Source organism: Couchioplanes caeruleus, from assembly GCF_003751945.1.
Taxonomy (GTDB): Bacteria; Actinomycetota; Actinomycetes; order Mycobacteriales; family Micromonosporaceae; genus Actinoplanes; species Actinoplanes caeruleus.
The window spans coordinates 4,484,811-4,503,029 of sequence record NZ_RJKL01000001.1; the positions used below are offsets into that span (position 1 = coordinate 4,484,811).

At 71.1% G+C, this 18,219-nt stretch carries 15 protein-coding genes and 1 pseudogene; 1 reads left to right on the forward strand and 15 read right to left on the reverse strand.

The genetic code is table 11. The features are described from left to right. Positions 1-42: 42 nt before the first annotated feature. The 3 genes and pseudogenes from EDD30_RS20075 to EDD30_RS20085 all read right to left on the reverse strand — a co-directional run. A complete protein-coding gene (locus tag EDD30_RS20075; RefSeq protein ID WP_071805589.1) occupies positions 43-1,719 on the reverse strand; it encodes a solute symporter family protein in 1,677 nt (558 codons plus the stop codon). Beyond that, positions 1,719-2,099: a DUF485 domain-containing protein gene (locus tag EDD30_RS20080; RefSeq protein WP_211277788.1), complete on the reverse strand. Its 381-nt coding sequence runs from the start codon at positions 2,097-2,099 to the stop codon at positions 1,719-1,721. Before EDD30_RS20080 ends, EDD30_RS20075 begins: the two co-directional genes overlap by 1 nt. Before the next feature lie 112 nt (positions 2,100-2,211). Further along, a pseudogene (locus EDD30_RS20085) lies at positions 2,212-2,757 on the reverse strand (flavin reductase family protein); the annotation flags it as partial. A gap of 148 nt (positions 2,758-2,905) precedes the next feature. Between EDD30_RS20085 and trpS the strand changes: the two are divergent. Continuing rightward, the gene (gene trpS, locus EDD30_RS20090) at positions 2,906-3,931 is read left to right on the forward strand and encodes a tryptophan--tRNA ligase (protein ID WP_071805534.1); all 1,026 of its coding nucleotides are present in this window, start codon (positions 2,906-2,908) and stop codon (positions 3,929-3,931) included. On the opposite strand, the gene EDD30_RS20095 is transcribed toward trpS, so the two are convergent. The 12 genes from EDD30_RS20095 to EDD30_RS20150 form a co-directional block, all read right to left on the reverse strand. Next, the gene (locus tag EDD30_RS20095; protein WP_123678370.1) at positions 3,925-5,511 is read right to left on the reverse strand and encodes an ABC transporter permease; all 1,587 of its coding nucleotides are present in this window, start codon (positions 5,509-5,511) and stop codon (positions 3,925-3,927) included. The two genes, trpS and EDD30_RS20095, sit on opposite strands and share 7 nt — an antisense overlap. Next, entirely contained in the window at positions 5,508-6,284 is a 777-nt protein-coding gene (locus EDD30_RS20100; RefSeq protein ID WP_071805530.1) for an ABC transporter ATP-binding protein, read from the reverse strand. The genes EDD30_RS20095 and EDD30_RS20100 overlap by 4 nt, the downstream gene beginning before the upstream one ends. Before the next feature lie 82 nt (positions 6,285-6,366). Then, complete coding sequence (locus EDD30_RS40725; protein WP_123678371.1) at positions 6,367-7,368, reverse strand: RlpA-like double-psi beta-barrel domain-containing protein; 1,002 nt, start codon at positions 7,366-7,368, stop codon at positions 6,367-6,369. Between the two features lie 94 nt (positions 7,369-7,462). Continuing rightward, positions 7,463-9,088 (reverse strand): sodium/solute symporter, encoded by a 1,626-nt coding sequence (locus tag EDD30_RS20110; RefSeq protein WP_071807996.1) that lies wholly within the window; start codon positions 9,086-9,088, stop codon positions 7,463-7,465. Then, positions 9,085-9,345: a DUF485 domain-containing protein gene (locus EDD30_RS20115; RefSeq protein WP_394328296.1), complete on the reverse strand. Its 261-nt coding sequence runs from the start codon at positions 9,343-9,345 to the stop codon at positions 9,085-9,087. The genes EDD30_RS20110 and EDD30_RS20115 overlap by 4 nt, the downstream gene beginning before the upstream one ends. Positions 9,346-9,867: 522 nt before the next feature. Continuing rightward, on the reverse strand, positions 9,868-11,403 hold the full coding sequence (locus EDD30_RS20120; RefSeq protein ID WP_244945323.1) for a DUF4153 domain-containing protein: 1,536 nt from the start codon (positions 11,401-11,403) through the stop codon (positions 9,868-9,870). Positions 11,404-11,594: 191 nt separating this feature from the next. Beyond that, positions 11,595-12,638, reverse strand: coding sequence for a sensor histidine kinase (locus tag EDD30_RS20125; protein ID WP_071807998.1), 1,044 nt, complete (start codon positions 12,636-12,638; stop codon positions 11,595-11,597). Next, positions 12,635-13,336, reverse strand: coding sequence for a response regulator transcription factor (locus EDD30_RS20130; RefSeq protein WP_071807999.1), 702 nt, complete (start codon positions 13,334-13,336; stop codon positions 12,635-12,637). Before EDD30_RS20130 ends, EDD30_RS20125 begins: the two co-directional genes overlap by 4 nt. Positions 13,337-13,545: 209 nt before the next feature. After that, entirely contained in the window at positions 13,546-14,286 is a 741-nt protein-coding gene (locus EDD30_RS20135; RefSeq protein WP_071808000.1) for a LytR/AlgR family response regulator transcription factor, read from the reverse strand. Between the two features lie 58 nt (positions 14,287-14,344). Next, complete coding sequence (locus EDD30_RS20140) at positions 14,345-15,556, reverse strand: sensor histidine kinase (RefSeq protein ID WP_071808001.1); 1,212 nt, start codon at positions 15,554-15,556, stop codon at positions 14,345-14,347. A 48-nt stretch (positions 15,557-15,604) separates the two neighbouring features. Beyond that, positions 15,605-17,098, reverse strand: a complete 1,494-nt coding sequence (locus tag EDD30_RS20145; RefSeq protein WP_244945622.1) for a sugar transferase — start codon at positions 17,096-17,098, stop codon at positions 15,605-15,607. Between the two features lie 257 nt (positions 17,099-17,355). Then, positions 17,356-18,216 (reverse strand): Fpg/Nei family DNA glycosylase, encoded by an 861-nt coding sequence (locus tag EDD30_RS20150; protein ID WP_071808005.1) that lies wholly within the window; start codon positions 18,214-18,216, stop codon positions 17,356-17,358. Positions 18,217-18,219: the final 3 nt, after the last annotated feature.

Consider the following 18,219-nt stretch of genomic DNA (forward strand, 5'->3'; position numbering starts at 1 on the left):
GGCACGCTTTCGCGCGCCGGCCCGGTTTCGTTCGTGCTGTCGTCAGTGCGCGCCGTGTCCGGTCAGCGACCGGACCTCGAGCTCGGCGTACTTGTCGGCGTCACTCTCCTTCGAGATCACCGTGCCGATCCAGCCGCACAGGAAGCCGAACGGGATCGAGATGATGCCCGGGTTGGAGAGCGGGAACCACTTCCAGTCCGAGGCAGGGAACATGGCCGTCTGCGAGCCGGAGACCACCGGTGAGAAGAACACCAGCACCACCGCGGCACCCAGGCCGCCGTAGATCGACCACAGCGCCCCGGACGTGTTGAACCGCTTCCAGAAGAGGCTGTAGAGGATCGCCGGCAGGTTGGCCGACGCCGCCACCGCGAAGGCCAGCGCCACGAGGAACGCCACGTTGAGACTCTGCGCGAAGATCGACAACACGATCGAGATCGCGCCGATCACGAAGGCGGAGATGCGGGCCACCCGCACCTCGTCGCGCTCTCCCGCCTGGCCGCGCTTGATCACGCTGGCGTAGAAGTCGTGCGCCACGCTCGACGACGACGCCAGGGTCAGGCCGGCCACCACCGCCAGGATCGTGGCGAAGGCGACCGCCGCGATGATCGCGAGCAGTACCGCGCCGCCGGTCTCGCCGCCGAGGTAGTCGATGCCGAGCGCCTGAGCGAGCTGCGGCGCGGCCGTGTTGCCCGCCTTGTCCTGCGCGGTGATCGCCGTGCCGCCGACGAGGGCCGCCGCGCCGAAGCCCAGCGCCAGGGTGAACAGGTAGAAGGTGCCGATGATGCCGATCGCCCAGAGCACGCTCTTGCGGGCGATACGGCTGGTCGGCACCGTGTAGAAGCGGGTGAGGATGTGCGGCAGGCCGGCCGTGCCCAGCACCAGCGCGATACCCAGCGAGAGCAGGTCCATCTTGCTGTAGAAGGTCGTCGAGGCACTGGCCGTCTCGACGCCGTACCGCAGGCCGGGCTCCAGGAACGCCGCGCCCTTGCCGGAGCGTTCGGCGGCATCACCGAGCAGCGCCGACAGGTTGAACTTGTAGTGCGCCAGCACCAGCAGGGTCATCACGAGGGCGCCGGTCATCAGCATGAACGCCTTGACGATCTGCACGTACGTGGTGCCCTTCATGCCGCCGACCACCACGTACACGATCATCAGCGCGCCCACGAGGATGATCGTGGCCACCTTGGCGGTGCCGGCGTCCATGCCGAGGAAGGTGGTGTCGTCCTTGATGCCCAGCAGCAGGCTCACCAGCGCACCCGCGCCGACCATCTGCGCGATCAGATAGAAGATCGACACGACGATGGTGGAGACGGACGCGGCCGTGCGGACCGGGCGCTGGCGCATCCGGAACGCCAGTACGTCGGCCATCGTGTACCGGCCCGAGTTGCGCAGGAACTCCGCGACCAGCAGCAACGCGACCAGCCACGCCACGAGGAAGCCGATCGAGTAGAGGAAGCCGTCGTAGCCGTACAGGGCGATGAGGCCCGCGATGCCCAGGAAGGACGCGGCCGACATGTAGTCGCCGCCGATCGCCATGCCGTTCTGGAAGCCGGAGAACTGGCGTCCGCCGGCGTAGAAGTCGGTGGCCGTCTTGGTCTGGCGGCTGGCCCAGACGGTGATGCCCAGGGTGATCGCGACGAAGACCAGGAAGAGCGTGATGGTCAGGGTGCGGCTCGTCGAGGTCGACGCCTCGGCCGCGTGCAGGACGTGGGACCCGATCACTTCGTCGCCTCCGTGTCCGTGGTGGTGTCATCCGGCTCACGGGCGGGGGAAATGGTCGTGCCGGCGAGCTCGTTGCCGATCCGGTCGGCGATCGGGTCGAGTTCCCGAGCGGCGTAGCGCGAGTAGTACCAGGCGATCAGGAACGTCGAGACGAACTGCAGCAGGCCGAACAGCAGCGCGACGTTGATGTTGCCGACGAGCTTGACGGACATGAAACCGCGGGCGTACGCGGACAACAGCACGTACAGCGCGTACCAGAGAAAGAACGCGATCGTCATCGGGAAGATGAAGGTGCGCAGTTTCCGGCGCAGCGCGGAGAACTCGGCGGAGCGCTGGACCTCCAGGTATCTCTCGGCCGGGGTCGCATCGGTCGTCAACGGGCTCACCACCTTGTATGTGGGGGAACAGGTCTCCGAGCACCGTACGAACGGGAAGCGAGAGGAAAAGGGCGCCGGTCGGCGGGTGCGCCGAGCGGCTGCCGGGATGCGCCTATCGGTCGAGCCGCCGGTAACGGCCGCGGAAGTGCAGCAACGGCTCCGGGCCGGCAGCGTCGCCGAAGACCACGCTCTCGATGGTGGCCTCGACTAGCATCGCCCATCCGTACGGGCGTTCCGCGTCGAAAAGGCAACCCGCCCAGGTCCCGGCCCGTGCGGGAACCGGGCCGAAGGAGGTGTCGACCCAGTCGCCGCTCGCGAAGAGCCCACCGGGTGCCGGCATGAGCCCGGCGAACTTGTCGGCGAGCTGCTGGTCGCCGGGGCCGAGCGGGGTGACGGCGAACCGCTTGGCGGCCCGGACCGCGTCGAAGAAGTCGCTCTCCTCGTCGACCAGGCCGAGCACCCGTCCGGGATCGCCGTCGGCGACGACCATGGAGGAAACGGTGAGCCCGGCCGGCCCGGGAGCCGTCCAGAGCGTGACGGGGGCGGCCAACCGGCCCCGCAGCCGTCGTATCGGTGACTTGTCCTGATCCGGGGTGGCGAAGGGATCGGTGGAGTGGATGCGGCCTCCGGGTTCAGGATTCACGTGAAACATTCTGCCGCGGGGTACGCTGGCCGACGTGAATACCGCGCGCGTACAGAGCTGGTGGTCGTCCTAGGGACGGCTACCCCATCGCGCTCGGGCCGTCCGTTCGGACGGCCCGTTCTTTGTTTCCGCGGGGCCGTCCGGCGTCCCTGAGGAGACAGAGATGATCACCATGACCGCCCCGCTCGAGGACCGGATCGCCGCGGCCCCGGGCGAATTCCGTGTGCTCACCGGCGACCGGCCCACCGGCCCACTGCACCTCGGCCACTACTTCGGCACCCTGCGCAACCGGATCGAGCTGCAGCGAAGCGGTGTCGACATGTTCGTGATCGTCGCGGACTACCAGGTGCTGACCGACCGGGACGTGGCGGACCGGCTCGTGGAGACCGTCGACGCTCTGGTGCTGGACTATCTGGCCGCCGGGCTGGACCCGGAGCGGGCCACGGTCTTCGCGCACAGCGCCGTGCCCGCCCTCAACCAGTTGCTGCTGCCTTTCCTGAGCCTGGTCACCGTGCCCGAGCTGCAGCGGAACCCCACCGTCAAGGACGAGATCCTGCACGCGCGGCAGCGCTCGGTCAGCGGGTTGATGTTCACCTACCCGGTGAATCAGGCCGCGGACATCCTCTTCTGCAAGGGGAATCTCGTGCCGGTCGGGCAGGACCAGTTGCCGCACGTCGAGGTCACGCGGACGGTCGCCCGGCGCTTCAACGAGCGCTATGGACAGGTCTTCCCGGTGCCGGAGGGGTTGCTCAGCACGGCCCCGGTGCTGGCCGGCACCGACGGCTGGAAGATGAGTAAGAGTCGTGACAACGCGATCGCGCTGTCCGCCACCCCGGACGAGACCGCGCGGCTGGTCAGGGCGGCGACCACCGACGCCGACCGGCACATCACGTACGACCCGGAGCGCCGGCCGGGCGTCTCCGGGCTCGTGCACCTCGCCGCCCTCTGCCTGGGCCGGGATCCGCACGACGTCGCCGCCGAGATCGGAGGTGCAGGGGCTGCCGCGCTCAAGCGCATGGTCACCGAGGCGGTGAACGAGTTCCTGGCTCCGCTGCGGGAGCGGCGGGCGGCGTACGCGAAGGATCCGGGTTTAGTCCGCTCCGTGCTCCGCACGGGCAACGCCCGCGCGAACGCGATCGCGGATCAGACCCTGGGGGAGGTGCGGGAGGCGATGAGCACGGTCTACTGAGCGGCGCTCACCGTGGCCAGCAGTTCGGGCGCCCGCCTGTCCAGCAGGGGGCCGGCCAGGCGGAGCCCGATCATGTACGCCGCCGCGCCGTACGCCACTCCCACCGGGAGCCCTAGCCAGAGCCAGGCGTCGCCGATCAGCCCCGGGCCCAGATGCAGCGGCGCGGTGGCGAGCGCCGCGCCGACCAGCGCTGCGAGGCTCAGCAGTCCCTTCGCCATGCCGCCGCCGGAGGACATGGCGAACGGGTTGGTGGTGTCGGGCAGTGGGAACGCCGCGCGTACCGACATGGGCAGGACGATCGCGAGCCCGACCCCGTAGGCGGCCGCGACGGTGCCGAGCAGGGCGGGGATCTCCGCCGGCCGGCCCGTCAGCACGCCCACCAGCACGGTGATCGTCAGCAGGGACGGCCCGGCGTACACGGAGAACCCGGCGGCCCGCGACGCCAGCTCGACGCGCCCCGGGACGCCGGCCACGACGTTGGCCGCGTAGGCGCTGCCCTCGAAGCCGAACTGGTTGGCCAGGGTGACCGCCGCGAGCGCGCTGACGAAGGCCAGCGTGCCGGTCGGCGCGGTGGTGGAATCGCCGGCCACCGTCACGAACACGGGCAGGAAGACGCCGACCTCGGCGAAGATGATCAGGCTCGTGCGCCGCCGGGTCTCGCGCCACCAGTAGCGCATCTCGCGCGCGGTCAGCGCGCCGAAGCGGGTGGCGGGCAGCCAGCGCGGGACGAGTTCGGCCACCGGGCCGCGCCGCGACGCCACCCGTTGCCGTCCGCTGCCCGCCGCGCCCAGCATGGCCCGCTCCGCCGTCGCGGACCACCACCACAGCAGCAGGCCGATCGATGCCGCCACCACGACGAACTTGACGGGTACGGCCCAGGCGCGGCCCGCCGCCACGTCGATGCCCAGGCTGTACGGCGCGCCCAGCGGCGTCCATCCGACCACGTCGGCGACCGTGCCGACCAGGCCCCAGTCGGCGCATTCTGCCGCGGCGATCGCGGCGAACTGGAGCGGTCCGATCAGCGCCGCGGTGGCGGCGAGTAGCACCGTCGCCAGGTCCCTGGCCCGGCGGCTGCGCAACGCGGTGGAGAAGGCGCTGGTCACCGCCCGGCTGATCGCCGCGCAGAGGAGCAGTCCGGTCGCCACCCCGACCAGTTCGGTCAGCGCCGCGGCCGGGCCGCCGAGCCGGGCCGCCGTGTGCACCATGCCGAGGGTGCCGGCGAACGTGGCCAGGGCAGGCAGGCCGACCAGCGACGCCACCAGCAGACCCTTGATCAACGCGGTGCGGCGCAGCGGCAGGAGCGCGAACCGGGCCGGGTCGAGCGACTCGTCCACGCCGAAGAACAGCAGCGGCAGGAACATCCAGCCCAGGACGATCAGCGCACCGCCGAGCGGCATGACGATCTCGGCCGCGCGTTGCTCCTCGATCATCCCCGGCAGGCTGAAGGCGGCGTATCCGGCGACTGCCCCGAAGACGGCGAACACCACGCCGAGCACGAACAGAACCATGCGCCAGCTCTGCGCGCGCAGGCCGTTGGCGGTCAGTCGCAGCTTCAGCCGGACGAAGTGGCGAACCCTCACAGCCACGCGAGTTCCGAGCCGGTCGCGGTACGCCCGCCGACCACCTCGACGAACACGTCTTCCAGCGAGCGCTCGCCGCGGACCTCGGCCAGGATGCCGCGCACCCGGATGGCGCCGTCCGCCATGATCGCGACGTGGCTGCAGAGCCGCTCGACGACCGCCATGACGTGGCTCGAGAAGACCACGGTGCCGCCGCCGGTCACGTACCGGTGCAGGATGTCGCGGATCAGGGCGGCGGAGACCGGGTCGACGGCCTCGAACGGCTCGTCCAGCACCAGCAGCCGCGGCGCGTGCAGCAGCGCGCAGGCGAGGCCGATCTTCTTCTTCATGCCGGCGGAGTAGTCGACCACCAGCGTGCGGTTGCCGGTGCCCAGCTCCAGCACGTCCATCAGCTCGTTGCTACGCCGGTCGACCTCGCCGGCGTCCATGCCGCGCAGCAGCCCGTGGTACGCGAGCAGTTCGGTGCCGGTCAGCCGGTCGAAGAGGCGTACGCCGTCGGGCAGGACGCCGATCCGGGCCTTGGCCGCGACCGGGTCGGTCCACACGTCGGCCCCGAGGATCCGGGCCTGTCCCGCGTCGGGCCGCAGTAGGCCGACCGCCATGGACAGTGTCGTGGTCTTGCCGGCGCCGTTCGGGCCGAGCAGGCCGAAGAAGGATCCCGCCGGGACTTCCAGATCAATTCCGGCAACCGCGACCTTTGTATCGAATCGCTTTACCAGCCCGTGCAACGCCAGCGCGGGTTCGGCATGCGAGCGCTGGTGGGGGACGGACATAACCGCAGAACCTAGTGGTACGAAGCGGCCCGGGCCACCCCCATGGATGGTCCGGGCCGCTTCATCGCAGCGTTACGGGGTCCTAACCGACGCGTTCGATCACGGCGCGGCGAATGAGGAATTTGCCCGCCTCGCGTACCTGCTCGAAGGCGGCGTTGTTCAGCAGGACGCAGCTCCCGGACGTGCTCGCCACCTTGACGGTGGTGCTCTTGTTGTTGTCCAGGTTGGTCACCTTGAGGGTGGTGCCGATCGGGAAGTCACCGCTCGACGCCGCCGGGGCGCCGCCCTCGCCGGACACGGTCACCGTCGAGCCCTTGCAGACGACCTCGCCGGCGCCGCCCTGCTGTCCCTGACCGTTGCCCTGAGCTTGTCCGTTGCCCTGGCCCTGGTTCTGACCCTGACCCTGCTGGTTCTGACCCTGACCCTGACCCTGACCCTGGCCCTGGTCGTTGCCGCCCACGCGCTCGATCACGGCGCGGCGAATGAGGTTCTTGCCCTGCTCGCGTACCTGCTCGAAGGCGGCGTTGTTCAGCAGGACGCAGCTCCCGGACGTGCTCGCCACCTTGACGGTGGTGCTCTTGTTGTTGTCCAGGTTGGTCACCTTGAGGGTGGTGCCGATCGGGAAGTCACCGCTCGACGCCGCCGGGGCGCCGCCCTCGCCGGACAGGGTCACCGTCGAGCCCTTGCAGACGACCTCGCCGGCGCCGCCCTGCTGTCCCTGGCCTTGGTCTTGGCCCTGCCCTTGACCTTGGCCTTGGCCCTGGCCCTGGCCCTGGCCGTTGCCCTGGGCCGGCGGCTGAGCCTGGACGTCGCCGGTGCAGCCCGCGGCCTGGCGACGCTGGTTGATCAGGTCGACCACGGCCTGCCGGTTCGCGATCCGCCCCTCGGACTGAGCGTCCGGATTGGCCTGCTGCCCGGCGATGAAGTTGAGGTTGTTCTGCAGGGCAGTGTCGAGTCCGGCGCAGCTCTCGCCCGCGCTACTCAATCCCGTGCTGACAGCGAAGGCGCCGCCGGCGAGGGCCGCGGCGGTGACACCGATCAGCACCTTGCGGGTCCGGCCGGTTATTCTGCTTCTCCGGTACATGCACCGCTCCTTCTCGTTCGACGAGCTGCCCCGTAGCAGCATCGGTATGTACGGAGGGTCGGCACCGAACGGTTCAGAAAACTTTCCTAAAAAATCAGAGCCGCAGCGATTCGGGTGCGTGGAGGCGGAGCATGGTGGCGCCGACGCCCTGCGGTATGCGGCGTTTTGTCAGCAAAGATCCGCCCACCATGACAGTAAATGCCAGCGGCACGGTCCAGGCGGCGGGCTGCCCGATCAATTCGCCCGACCAGCCGCTCAGCGGCGGCCCCATCACTGTCAGTAGCACCGCCGCCATCGCCGCGCCGCCGCCGATCACGATCCCGGCCGCCGCGCCGACGTCGGTCAACCCGCGCCACCAGATGCCCAGCACCAACAGCGGGCAGAAGCTCGAGGCGGCCACCGCGAACGCCAACCCCACGACCCGCGACACGTCCATGTCGGCCACATGGACCGACAAGGCCAGCGGTACGACGGCCGCCAGCACCGTGGCAACGCGGAAGTCCCGCACCGACCCGCCCCGATCGGCGTGCAGGATGTCGGTGAAGACCACCCCGGCGACGCTGGTCAGCAGGCCCGACGACGTGGACAGGAACGCCGCCAGGGCACCCGCGGTCACCAGGGCGCCGAGGAATTGGCCCAGGTGTCCCCCGCCCAGCGCGGCCTCCGGCAGCAGCAGCACCACGGCATCCGTGCGCCCGGTCATGAGCAACTGCGGCGTGTAGATGCGTCCGAGGACGCCGTACACGGTCGGCAGCAGATAGAAGAGGCCGACCAGGGCCAGCACGACCAGGGTCGTACGGCGGGCCGATGCACCGTCCGGATTGGTGTAGAAACGCACCAATACGTGCGGCAATCCCATGGTGCCCAGGAACGTCGCCAGGATCAGCGAATACGTCGCGAAGAGACCGGCGTCGCCGCCCGGCAGCAGCCAGGCCGCGCCGCGGTTGTCGTCGACCGAGCTGACCCGGGGCACCGGATCGCCCGGGGCGAAGGTCAGCTCGTCGCCCTTGTGCACCCGGACCACGCCGTCCAGCAGGGCGTCCTGCTCGATCACGACGGTCGTCGCCGCCGAGAAGACCGGACCGGCCGGCGGCGTGACCGTTGGGCGGCCGTCCGACTGCCACTGCAATGCCAGGAAGATGACGGGTACGGCCAGAGCCGTGAGCTTGAGCCAGTACTGAAATGCCTGCACGAAGGTGATGGCCCGCATCCCGCCGAGGGCGACGTTGGCGGTGACGACGAGTCCGACCAGTAGCGCCCCCCACTCGTACCGGCCGCCGGTGACCGTCGTGAACGTGAGGCCCGCACCCTGGAGCTGCGGCACCAGGTAGAGGCAGCCGATGAAGACGACGAAGACGGTCGCCAGGCGGCGCAGCAGCGGCGAACGCAGCCGGACCTGGCAGAAGTCGGGCAGCGTGAAGGCGCCGGAGCGGCGCAGCGGGGCCGCGACGAACAACAGCAGGGCCAGGTAGCCGGCCGCGAAGCCGACCGGATACCAGAGGACGTCGACGCCGTACCGCAGGACGAGCCCGGCGACCCCGAGGAAAGAGGCGGCGGAGAGGTACTCGCCACCGATCGCGGCGGCGTTCCAGGCCGGGCTCACCGACCGGGAGGCGACGAGGAAGTCCGAGGTGGTCCGGGCGAACCGCAGCCCGTACGCGCCAATGCCGACCGTGACCAGGACGACCACGACCAGGCCGGGCACGACGTACGGGTTCACGCCTCGGGCCTGCGGATGACGGCGGTGAAGTCCTGCTCGTTGCGTTCGGCCCAGCGCACGTACGCCCAGCCCACCGCGACCAGGAACGGGAAGGAGAGGAACCCGAGCAGCAGCCACGGCAGGTTCACGCCCAGAAGCTTGACCTGTCCGACGGCGGGAGCCACCGCGAAGAGCAGCGGCAACGCACCCAGCCCGGCCGCGACGACCAGGCTCAGCCGGATCGCCAGCGCGAGCTGGGCCCGGACCAGGCCCTTCACCAGCGCCTCGCCGACAGGCGTCTGCTCAGCCAGATCGGCCCGAGCCGGATCATAGGCCGTCCGCCAAGCCGGGTCTGCCGCCCCGAGCCGGCCCGGATCCGCTCTCCTGCGCCAGCCCGGGTCCGCGCCCCAGCCCTGGCCTGCATCCGTTCCCGCGAGCCGGTCTGCGTCCGTTCCCCCGGGCCGGTCTGCGTCCGCTCCCCCGGGCCGGCCCGGATCTGCTTCCGTGAGCCGGCCTGGATCCGCTCCACCAGGCCGGTCCGAATCGGTGAGCGGCCGCCGGGCGTGGTCACCCACGTGCTTCGCGTTGGCGGCCGACGATTCCCTGCGTCCGCCCCGGTCCGGTTCCGGGATGGCGTTTCGGCCCGGGTCGGGGGTTGCGCGACGGACGGGAATGGAACGTTTGCGGCGGGCCGCGGCCTCGCCGAGCACGACCCGGGTGCGGGGCGGTTTGCCCGCTGCTCCCGGGTCGTCGTTCATGACCGGCAGTCTTGCCGCTCCGGCGGCAAAGTCAAGACAATCTCACCGGTTCGTCGGTACGGAGCCCGTGCACCCACGGTTGACCACGACCGGCTTCTTCGCCAGCAGGTCGCGAGCCTGATGGCGGCCGAGGTTCCAGCCTCGCCAGTCGTCCGAGTCGATGTTCAGGTCCAGGGCGATCGGACCCAGTGCACAGTCGCGCGAGGACGCGGGGAGACGGTCGAGCGCCGGCACCGCGTCCGCGGAGAGTTGTGACAGGTATGAGGTGTCGATCTTTCCGGTCTTCTCGTACCGGGTGACGTTGTGGTCGGCGATGACCCGGTCGGGGTTGGCGGCGGCGAGGCCGAGCAGGGCCAGGACACCCGCGGCCACCACGGTGCGGGGCAACCATGCCGCCCGCAGGCGCACGCCCGCACCGAGAATGAGCAGGAAGACGGCGCCCAGCCAGAGCTCGCAGAGGGCCACCAGGACGCGCAGGCGCGTGAGCCCGTACGTGTCGGCGTAGAGGTCCATGCGGTGCAGCGCCGACGCCACGATGACGAGGGTGAGCACGGCCAGCGTGCCGAGGACCGCGCGGATCAGCACCCGGTCGGCATGCGTGTCGCGCGGCGCCCACCGGGCCGCGCCGGCCAGCACGGGCAGGGTCAGGCCGGTCACGACGAGCAACTGCCAGAAGCCACTGCGGGCGTATTCGGCGTAGGTGAGGCCCTCGGCGACAACGTGGCGCGAGCCTCCGAAGAGGACGGTCAGTTGCACCCCGACGAAGAGCGCGAAGAGCAGGACGAGCAGGGACAACGGGATCGCCCATTCGAGGCGGGTCACGCGGCGGCGGGCCCCCTCGGACGATCCGAGGTCGGGCGGTGCGGCCCGCAGGAACGCGGCGCCGCCGAGGGCGAAGGTCGTTACCGCGAATACGAAGATCCACCGGGTGACCGTCTCGGCGTCGATGTCGGGAACGACCGCGGTGACGATGCGGGCGAATGCCGCATCCGCGGAGGCGAACAGCGAGCCGAAGACGATGAGCAGGAGCACCGACACCGCGATGGTCGCGACGAGCCGCGACCGGCCCGCACCGCGCCGTTGTGTGGTCAGGCCGTGGGTGAGCCAGGGCAGCGCCCGCAATCCGGCAACCGGAGCGAGGAGCACCGCCAGCACCATGCCCCGTGCCGACCGGCCGCCCGTGACGGCGAGGATGCCGGTGACGGCCGCCGTGACGAGGCAGAGCAGGAACAGCCATCCCGCGGCGCGGAAGGTGCCGACGGCGAGCAGCGCGACCGTCGCCGCCGACCAGAGGAAGCGGGCGTTGCCCAGGGTCCGGGGATGCCAGGTCACCAGCGGCTGGGGTGCGGTGGGTCCAGGCCTCGCCGACAGGACCCGCGCGACGATCAGGGCGGCGACCCCCGCGATGGCGGCGACCGACCACCCGACGCCGGGACGGTCCAGCGGCACGGCGAGCGCCGCGACGACGGCGGCCGCCAGGATGGCGGCGCCGGCCGCGGTGGAAGCGGGGCGGCCGGGACCCGGCCAGCGCCTGCCGAAGAGGGAGGCGTCGGCCCACGGCCCGAAGAGCGGCGCCACGACCGGACCCGGCCGCACAGCCCCGGCCGGGAGCGCGGACTGCTCGGCGCCGGTCGGACGGGACTGAGCAGGCGGCCCCGAAGGCGTCGCCGGACGAGCTCGAGCCGGCTGGTCCGCCGGGGTTCTCGCGCTGGGTTGAGCCGGCTGCTTCGGGGGTGGGGTGTTCGTGGGCATGCGTCGTCTCCTGCGGATCAGGCCGGGTGAAGGGGAAGCGAAACGTGGATGTGGCAGCCGGGGTGTGCTCTCCCGGCCGGGGGGTCCGTGACGGCGATCGTGCCCCGGTGTAGCTGGACCACCCAGTGGGCGATGGCCAGCCCCAGGCCGGTGCCGCCGTCCTGGGCCCGAACACCGCGGGTGAAGCGTTCGAAGACCCGTTCCCGGTCGGCGGGCGGGATGCCCTCCCCCTCGTCGGTCACGGCGATCAGGACGTGGTCGTCCTGGCGCTCCGCGTGGACCGTCACCGTGCCGCCCGGCGGGCTGTGCCGGGTGGCGTTGTCGAGCAGATTGGCGAAGACCTGGTGGAGTCGCTCGCGGTCGCCGGTGAGGCTGATCCGCGGGACGGTCAGCTCGAACCGCACGTCGTGGCCGGCCCCGTCGGCGTTCACCCGGGCCTCGCGGACCACGCCGTCGAGGAACTCCCGCAACTCGATCGGGTCGTGGGCCATCGGCACCACGCCCGCGTCCAGGCGGGACAGGTCGAGTAGCTCGGCGACGAGGCGACCCAGGCGCTCGGTCTGGGTGAGCGCCGTTCGCATCGTTTCCGGCTCGGCGCGGGAGACGCCGTCGACGATGTTCTCCAGCAGGCCGCGCAGCGCGGTGATCGGCGTCCGCAGCTCGTGGGAGACGTTGGCGATCAGTTCGCGCCGCTGCTGGTCGGCGGCGGCCAGGTCGGCGGCCATCTGGTTGAACGCCGCGGCGAGCTCACCGACCTCGTCGCGCGACGTCGCGCGCACCCGGCGGGTGTAGTCGCCGCGGGCCATCGCTCTGGCGGCGGCGGTCATCTCCCGCAGCGGCACCGTCGCGCCGTGGGCCATGACCTGGAGCGTCACCAGGCCGAGCGCGACCGCGATCGCGAACCAGGAGAGCTCGACCGGCATCCAGTCGATGCTCCACCAGAAGATCAGCAGGCCCACCCCGCCGGCGAGGCCCAGCGCCAGGGACAGCTTCGCCTTGATCGAACGCACCGGGTCGAGCGGTCGGGGCAGCCAGCCGAGCATCCGCCTCAGCAGGTTCATCGGTCGATCTCCAGGGCGTACCCGACACCGTGCACGGTGCGGATGAGGTCGGCGCCGAGCTTGCGGCGCAGACCTTTGACGTGACTGTCCACGGTCCTCGTTCCGGAGGCGTCCGCCCAGCCCCAGACGTCGGCGAGCAGGCGCTCGCGGGGCAGGACCGTCCGCGGCCGGCCGGCCAGATGGACCAGCAGATCGAACTCGGTCGGGGTGAGGTGGGCCTCGGCGCCGCCCCGATGCACGCGACGCTCGGCGAGATTGATCTCCAGATCGCCGACGCGCAGCATCTCGGGCTCGGGTGCCGGCGCGGCCGCCCGGGTCGCCCGGCGCACGAGGGCGTGCACCCGGGCGGTCAGCTCCCGCATGGAGAACGGCTTGGTCAGGTAGTCGTCGGCGCCGACCGCGAGGCCGACCAGCAGGTCCGTCTCGTCGTCGCGGGCCGTCAGCATCAGGATGGGCACGGGCTGCTCGGCCTGGATGCGGCGGCACACCTCGAGACCGTCGAATCCCGGCAGCATGACGTCGAGGACGATGGCGTCGGGCCGGATCCGGCGGGCGGCCTCGACGGCGCCGGGGCCGTCGCCGGCGAGATGAACGACGAACCCCTCGGCGCGCAGCCGGGCGGCGACGGCCTCGGCGATCGTCGGCTCGTCCTCGACGACGAGCACCCGGCGCTCGGTCTGCCTCGCCGTGCTCTCCATCCCGACCCCCCTGAACCTGGCCTGCCATGCCCGTGCTGATCGGGGCAGGCCCGGTGCATCCCCGTGGCGCACCGGACCGACCCGCGCTCAGCAGCCTATTGACCAGCCGTGCAGGGAGGGGGGTGGAGTTGTGGATACCTTGTGAAGATCGGATGCCTGTGGATAACTCTGGGGACAACGCGGCGGGGTCTGTGGATAACGCTGTGGATTCAGCGGGTCCAGTCGTTCTTCGCGGCGCGGATGAGCTTGTCCTTGAGCTCGCGCGTGTGACGGCGGCTCACCGGCAGCTCCGCGCCGTCGACGATCACCACATAGCCCGACGGGGTGAGCCGCAGCTCGGCGACCAGCCGCAACTGCACCAGGTACGACCTGTGGATACGCACGAATCCGGCATCCGCCCAGCGCTCGGCGAGCGTCGCCAGAGAGACCCGGACCAGGTGGGAGGCGTCGGCGGTGTGCAGCCGGGCGTAGTCGCCCTGCGCCTCCACCCAGCGCACCGACGACCGCGGCAGCATGCGGGTGGTGCCGGCCAGCTCGATCGGGATGCTCGGCTCCTCATGCCGCTGCGTGGGTACGGGCCGGGCCGCGCGCAGGCCGGCGACCCGGCGCAGCGACTCACCGAGGCGTTCGGCACGCACCGGCTTGCGGACGTAGTCGGTGACGCCCAGGGCGAAGGCGTCCACCGCGCCGTCGTCGTACGCCGTCACGAACACGATCGCCGGCGGACGGGCGAAGCGGCGCAAGACCCTGGCGAGCTCCATGCCGTCCAGGCCGGGCATGCGGATGTCCAGGAAGACGGCGTCGACCTCGACATCCCGCAGGACCCGCAGAGCCTCGGTGGCGTCCCCGGCGCGGTGCACATACGCCACCCGGCCGTCGGCATTGAGCAGATACGCGAGCTCATCCAGCGCGGGCGGCTCGTCATCCACGGCCAGCACGACGAGACTCATGCCCGGACCTCCCGAGGCCGGCGCCTCAGGCGGGTCGCGACGGCCGGCACGACGAGACTCATGCCCGAACCCCTGGATGGAATTTCGGCACCCGCATGCTCACCTTCGTCCCCGCGCCCGGCGCCGTCTCCACCACCAGGCCGAAATGGTCGCCGAAGACCGAGCGCAGCCGCTCGTCCACGTTGGAGAGACCCACGTGCCGGCCCGCGTCGTCGCCGTCGCCGTTCGCGGCCTCGGCCACCCCCTCGGCCAGCGCCGCCGGATCCATGCCGACGCCGTCGTCCTCCACCGTGATGTGGCACTCGGCCCCGGCGTCCCGCGCCTCGATGCTCACCATACCGACGCCCGGCTTGCGCGACAGGCCGTGCCGTACGGCGTTCTCCACCAGGGGTTGCAGGCACAGGAACGGCAGCCCGACGGGCAGCACCTCCGGCGCGATCTGGAGCCGGACCTGCAGCCGGTCGCCGAAGCGGGCGCGCTCGATGGTCAGGTAGCGGTCGATCGACCGCAGCTCCTCGGCGAGCGTGGTGAACTCCCCGTGCGCCCGGAACGAGTAGCGGGTGAACTCGGCGAACTCCAGGATCAACTCCCGGGCCCGCTCGGGATCCGTACGTACGAACGACGCGATCGCGGTCAGCGCGTTGTAGATGAAGTGCGGGCTGATCTGGGCGCGCAGCGCGCGTACCTCGGCGCGGGCCAGTCGTTCCCGGGACGAGTCCAGCTCCGCCAGGGCGACCTGCGAGCCGGCCCACCGTGCGGTCTCCATGGTCGCCTGCACGAGTCCCGGCGCCGGCTGGTCGTCGGCCACCGCCACCAGCGCGCCGAGCGCCTGCCCGTCGGTGCCGGTCAGCGGTGTCACGACGGCGCCGCGCACGACGCAGTCGATCCGGTCGCAGGGCAGGTCCTTGGTCCCCAGTACGATCGACCGGTTGCCGGTGACCGCGCGCCCGGCCGCGGCCACGAACTGGTCGGTGTGGTGGCTTCCCCGGCCGTCGGAGGCCAGGCAGCCCTCGCCGTCGCTGACGATCAGCCCGGGTGCGCCGACCAGCCGGCGCAGGTGCCGCACGGCCTTGCCGGCCGACGCGGAGGTGAGGCCGCTGCGCAGGGGTTCGGCGGCGAGGGATGCGGCGTGGAGCACCTCGTACGTGGCCCGCTGACCAGGCGTGGCGATCCCCCGCCGAGCCCGCAGGCGGAGCACCGCCACGACGGCCCCGGTCAGGGCCGCGAGCACGACGACGACCGCGAGGACGCTTCCGGCCTGACCGCTCACGCACGCATCCTGACCGCAACACCCGCGGAGCGCCAGGTGGGGCCGTGACTAATAGGCACCCTTGCGCTTGAGGACCACGCCGATCGTGCGCCACAGGATGCTCAGGTCGTAGGTCAGCGACCAGTTGTCGACGTAGTACAGGTCGAGGCGGACCGCCTCGTCCCACGACAGGTCGGAGCGCCCCGACACCTGCCACAGACCTGTTATTCCGGGCCGGACCAGCAGCCGGCGGCGCACGTCGCCGAGGTAGTCGCCGTCGTCGGCGGGCAGCGGGCGCGGCCCGACCAGCGACATCTCGCCCTTCAGCACGTTGATGAGCTGCGGCAGCTCGTCCAGCGAGGTCGCCCGCAGCTTGTTGCCGAAGGAGAAGATGCGCGGGTCGTTCTTCATCTTGAAGAGCATGCCGTCGGAGTCGTTGAGCTCCTCCAGGCTGGCCTTGCGCTCCTCGGCGTCGACGTACATGGTGCGGAACTTCCAGACCCGGAACGTCCGGCCCTCGTGGCCGACCCGCGGCTGCCGGAAGAACACCGGACCGGGGTCGGACAGCCGGATGCCGAGCGCGATCAGGGCCAGCACCGGGGAGAGCGCGAGTAGGCCGAAGAAGGCGGCCACCCGGTCCAGCAGGTTCTTCGCCAGCCAGCCCGGCCCGGAGAGGGTGGGCTCCTCCACGTGCAGCAGCGGCAGGCCCTCGATCGGGCGGATGTGCACTCGCGGGCCGGCGATGTCGGTGAGCTGCGGCGCGACCACCAGGTCGACGCCGGTGCCCTCGAGCTGCCAGGCCAGGCGGCGCAGCTCGCCCGGCTCCGCGCTGGCCGAGCCGCAGACCGCGATCGTGTCGGCGCCGACCTCCCGCACGAGGGCGAGCACGTCGCGGGCGGCGTACACGGGAACCGGGGTCTCGATGCCTCGGGTGGCCGCGAAGCCGTCGGTGATGTGGATGGCGACGGGGATCAGGCCGGCGGCGGGGCTGCGGGTGACCGCGGTGTAGACCTCGAGGGCCTCGGGCAGCGTGCCCATCAGGATCATCCGGTGCGCGCCGTGGCCGGTCTTGCGGCGCGCCACGTGCAGGATCTGCCGGGCCGAGTAGCGGCAGAACAGGATGAAGACCAGGGCGGCCACCGAGACGTACGCGATCGTGACCCGCGACAGCTCGGTCTTCGTGCCGAAGGCCAGCAGTGACACGCTGGCCACCACCGTGACGAAGGCGCGGACGACCCGCTTGAACTCCTCGCTGCCCAGCCCGAGATAGCGGCGGTCGTAGCTGCCGTGGCCCCAGAGGATGATCAACCACCCGAGCGGCAGGGCGGCGAACGCGAACGCGTAGAAGGCACCCTCGTGGCCCTGGAAGCCCGAGCCGGCCTGCTCGATGAAGGTGACGGCGAGCGCGCTCGCGAGCACCGCGGAGAGAAGATCGAGAACGACCAGGATCGCCGTGTACGGCCGATGCCAGCGCGACAGTCTGCGGTGCGACCGCGTCCACACGGACCGGGGCACGCCGTTGTTCGGCGGCTCCTGCTGCCACTCAAAGCTGTCGTACGGCATGCCGCTCCGGCTCTTGCTGGGGCTCGTCGCCGGGCGTTGGAGGCTCGTGGTCACCTCGCTTTTGTCCTCCCGCATCACGTACCGCCCACACCGAGAACATTACGCACCGCCACGGCCCCGTGGGGTTCCGGCGGGGCCGGTCCCCTCTGCATCGCGGACGAAGCGTGGGACCGGGCCACTATACCGATGGAACGACGTAGTAGAAGGGGACGTTGTGGTCGCTTTCCCCCCGGAAACCACCCGCTTACGCTGTGTTACTACCGAATTAACTTGGAGAGCCGTCGATCGGCCAGTGGCTTACCACCCGTCTGGCAGGTGGGGCAGTACTGAAGGCTCTTGTCCGCGAACGAGACCTCTCGGACTGTGTCGCCGCACACCGGGCAGGGCAGGCCGGTGCGCGCGTGCACCCGCATCCCGGCCCGCTTCTCGCCCTTGAGCTCGGCCGCCTTCTGCCCCACCGACCGGGCCACCGCGTCGGTCTCGACCTGCCGGGTGGCCTCGTACAGCGTGGTGATCTGCTCGTCGGTCAGCTTGCCGGTCAGCGCGAACGGCGACATCTTCGCGACGTGCAGGATCTCGTCGGAGTAGGCGTTGCCGATCCCGGCGAGCACCTCCTGGTCGGTGAGCACGCCCTTGATCTGCCCGTTGCGGCCGCGGATGCGCTCGGCGAACTCGTCGCGGCTCACCGCCAGCGCGTCCGGGCCCAGCCGCGACACGCCCGGCACCTCGGCCGGGTCGCGCACGAGATAGGCGGCCAGCGACTTCTGCGTGCCGGCTTCCGTCAGGTCGAAGCCGGAGCCGTCGTCGAGGCGCACCCGCAGCGCGATCGGCCCGCTGCCGGGCTTGAGTGGCGCGGGCGACTTGAAGGAGTCGCGATAGTGCAGCCACCCCGCCCGGGCGAGGTGCACCACCAGATGCAGATCGTCCCCGAGCGACACGTCGAGGAACTTGCCGTGCCGGCCGGCGCCGGTGACCGGCAGACCCGCGACCGTGCTCGGCGCCGGGTCGTACGTTTTCAGGGCGCTGAACGAGGACACCTCGAAGCGCTCCACGACATGGCCGACCGCACGCTCCCGCAGATATGCGGCGAGCGCCTCGACCTCGGGCAACTCAGGCACGTC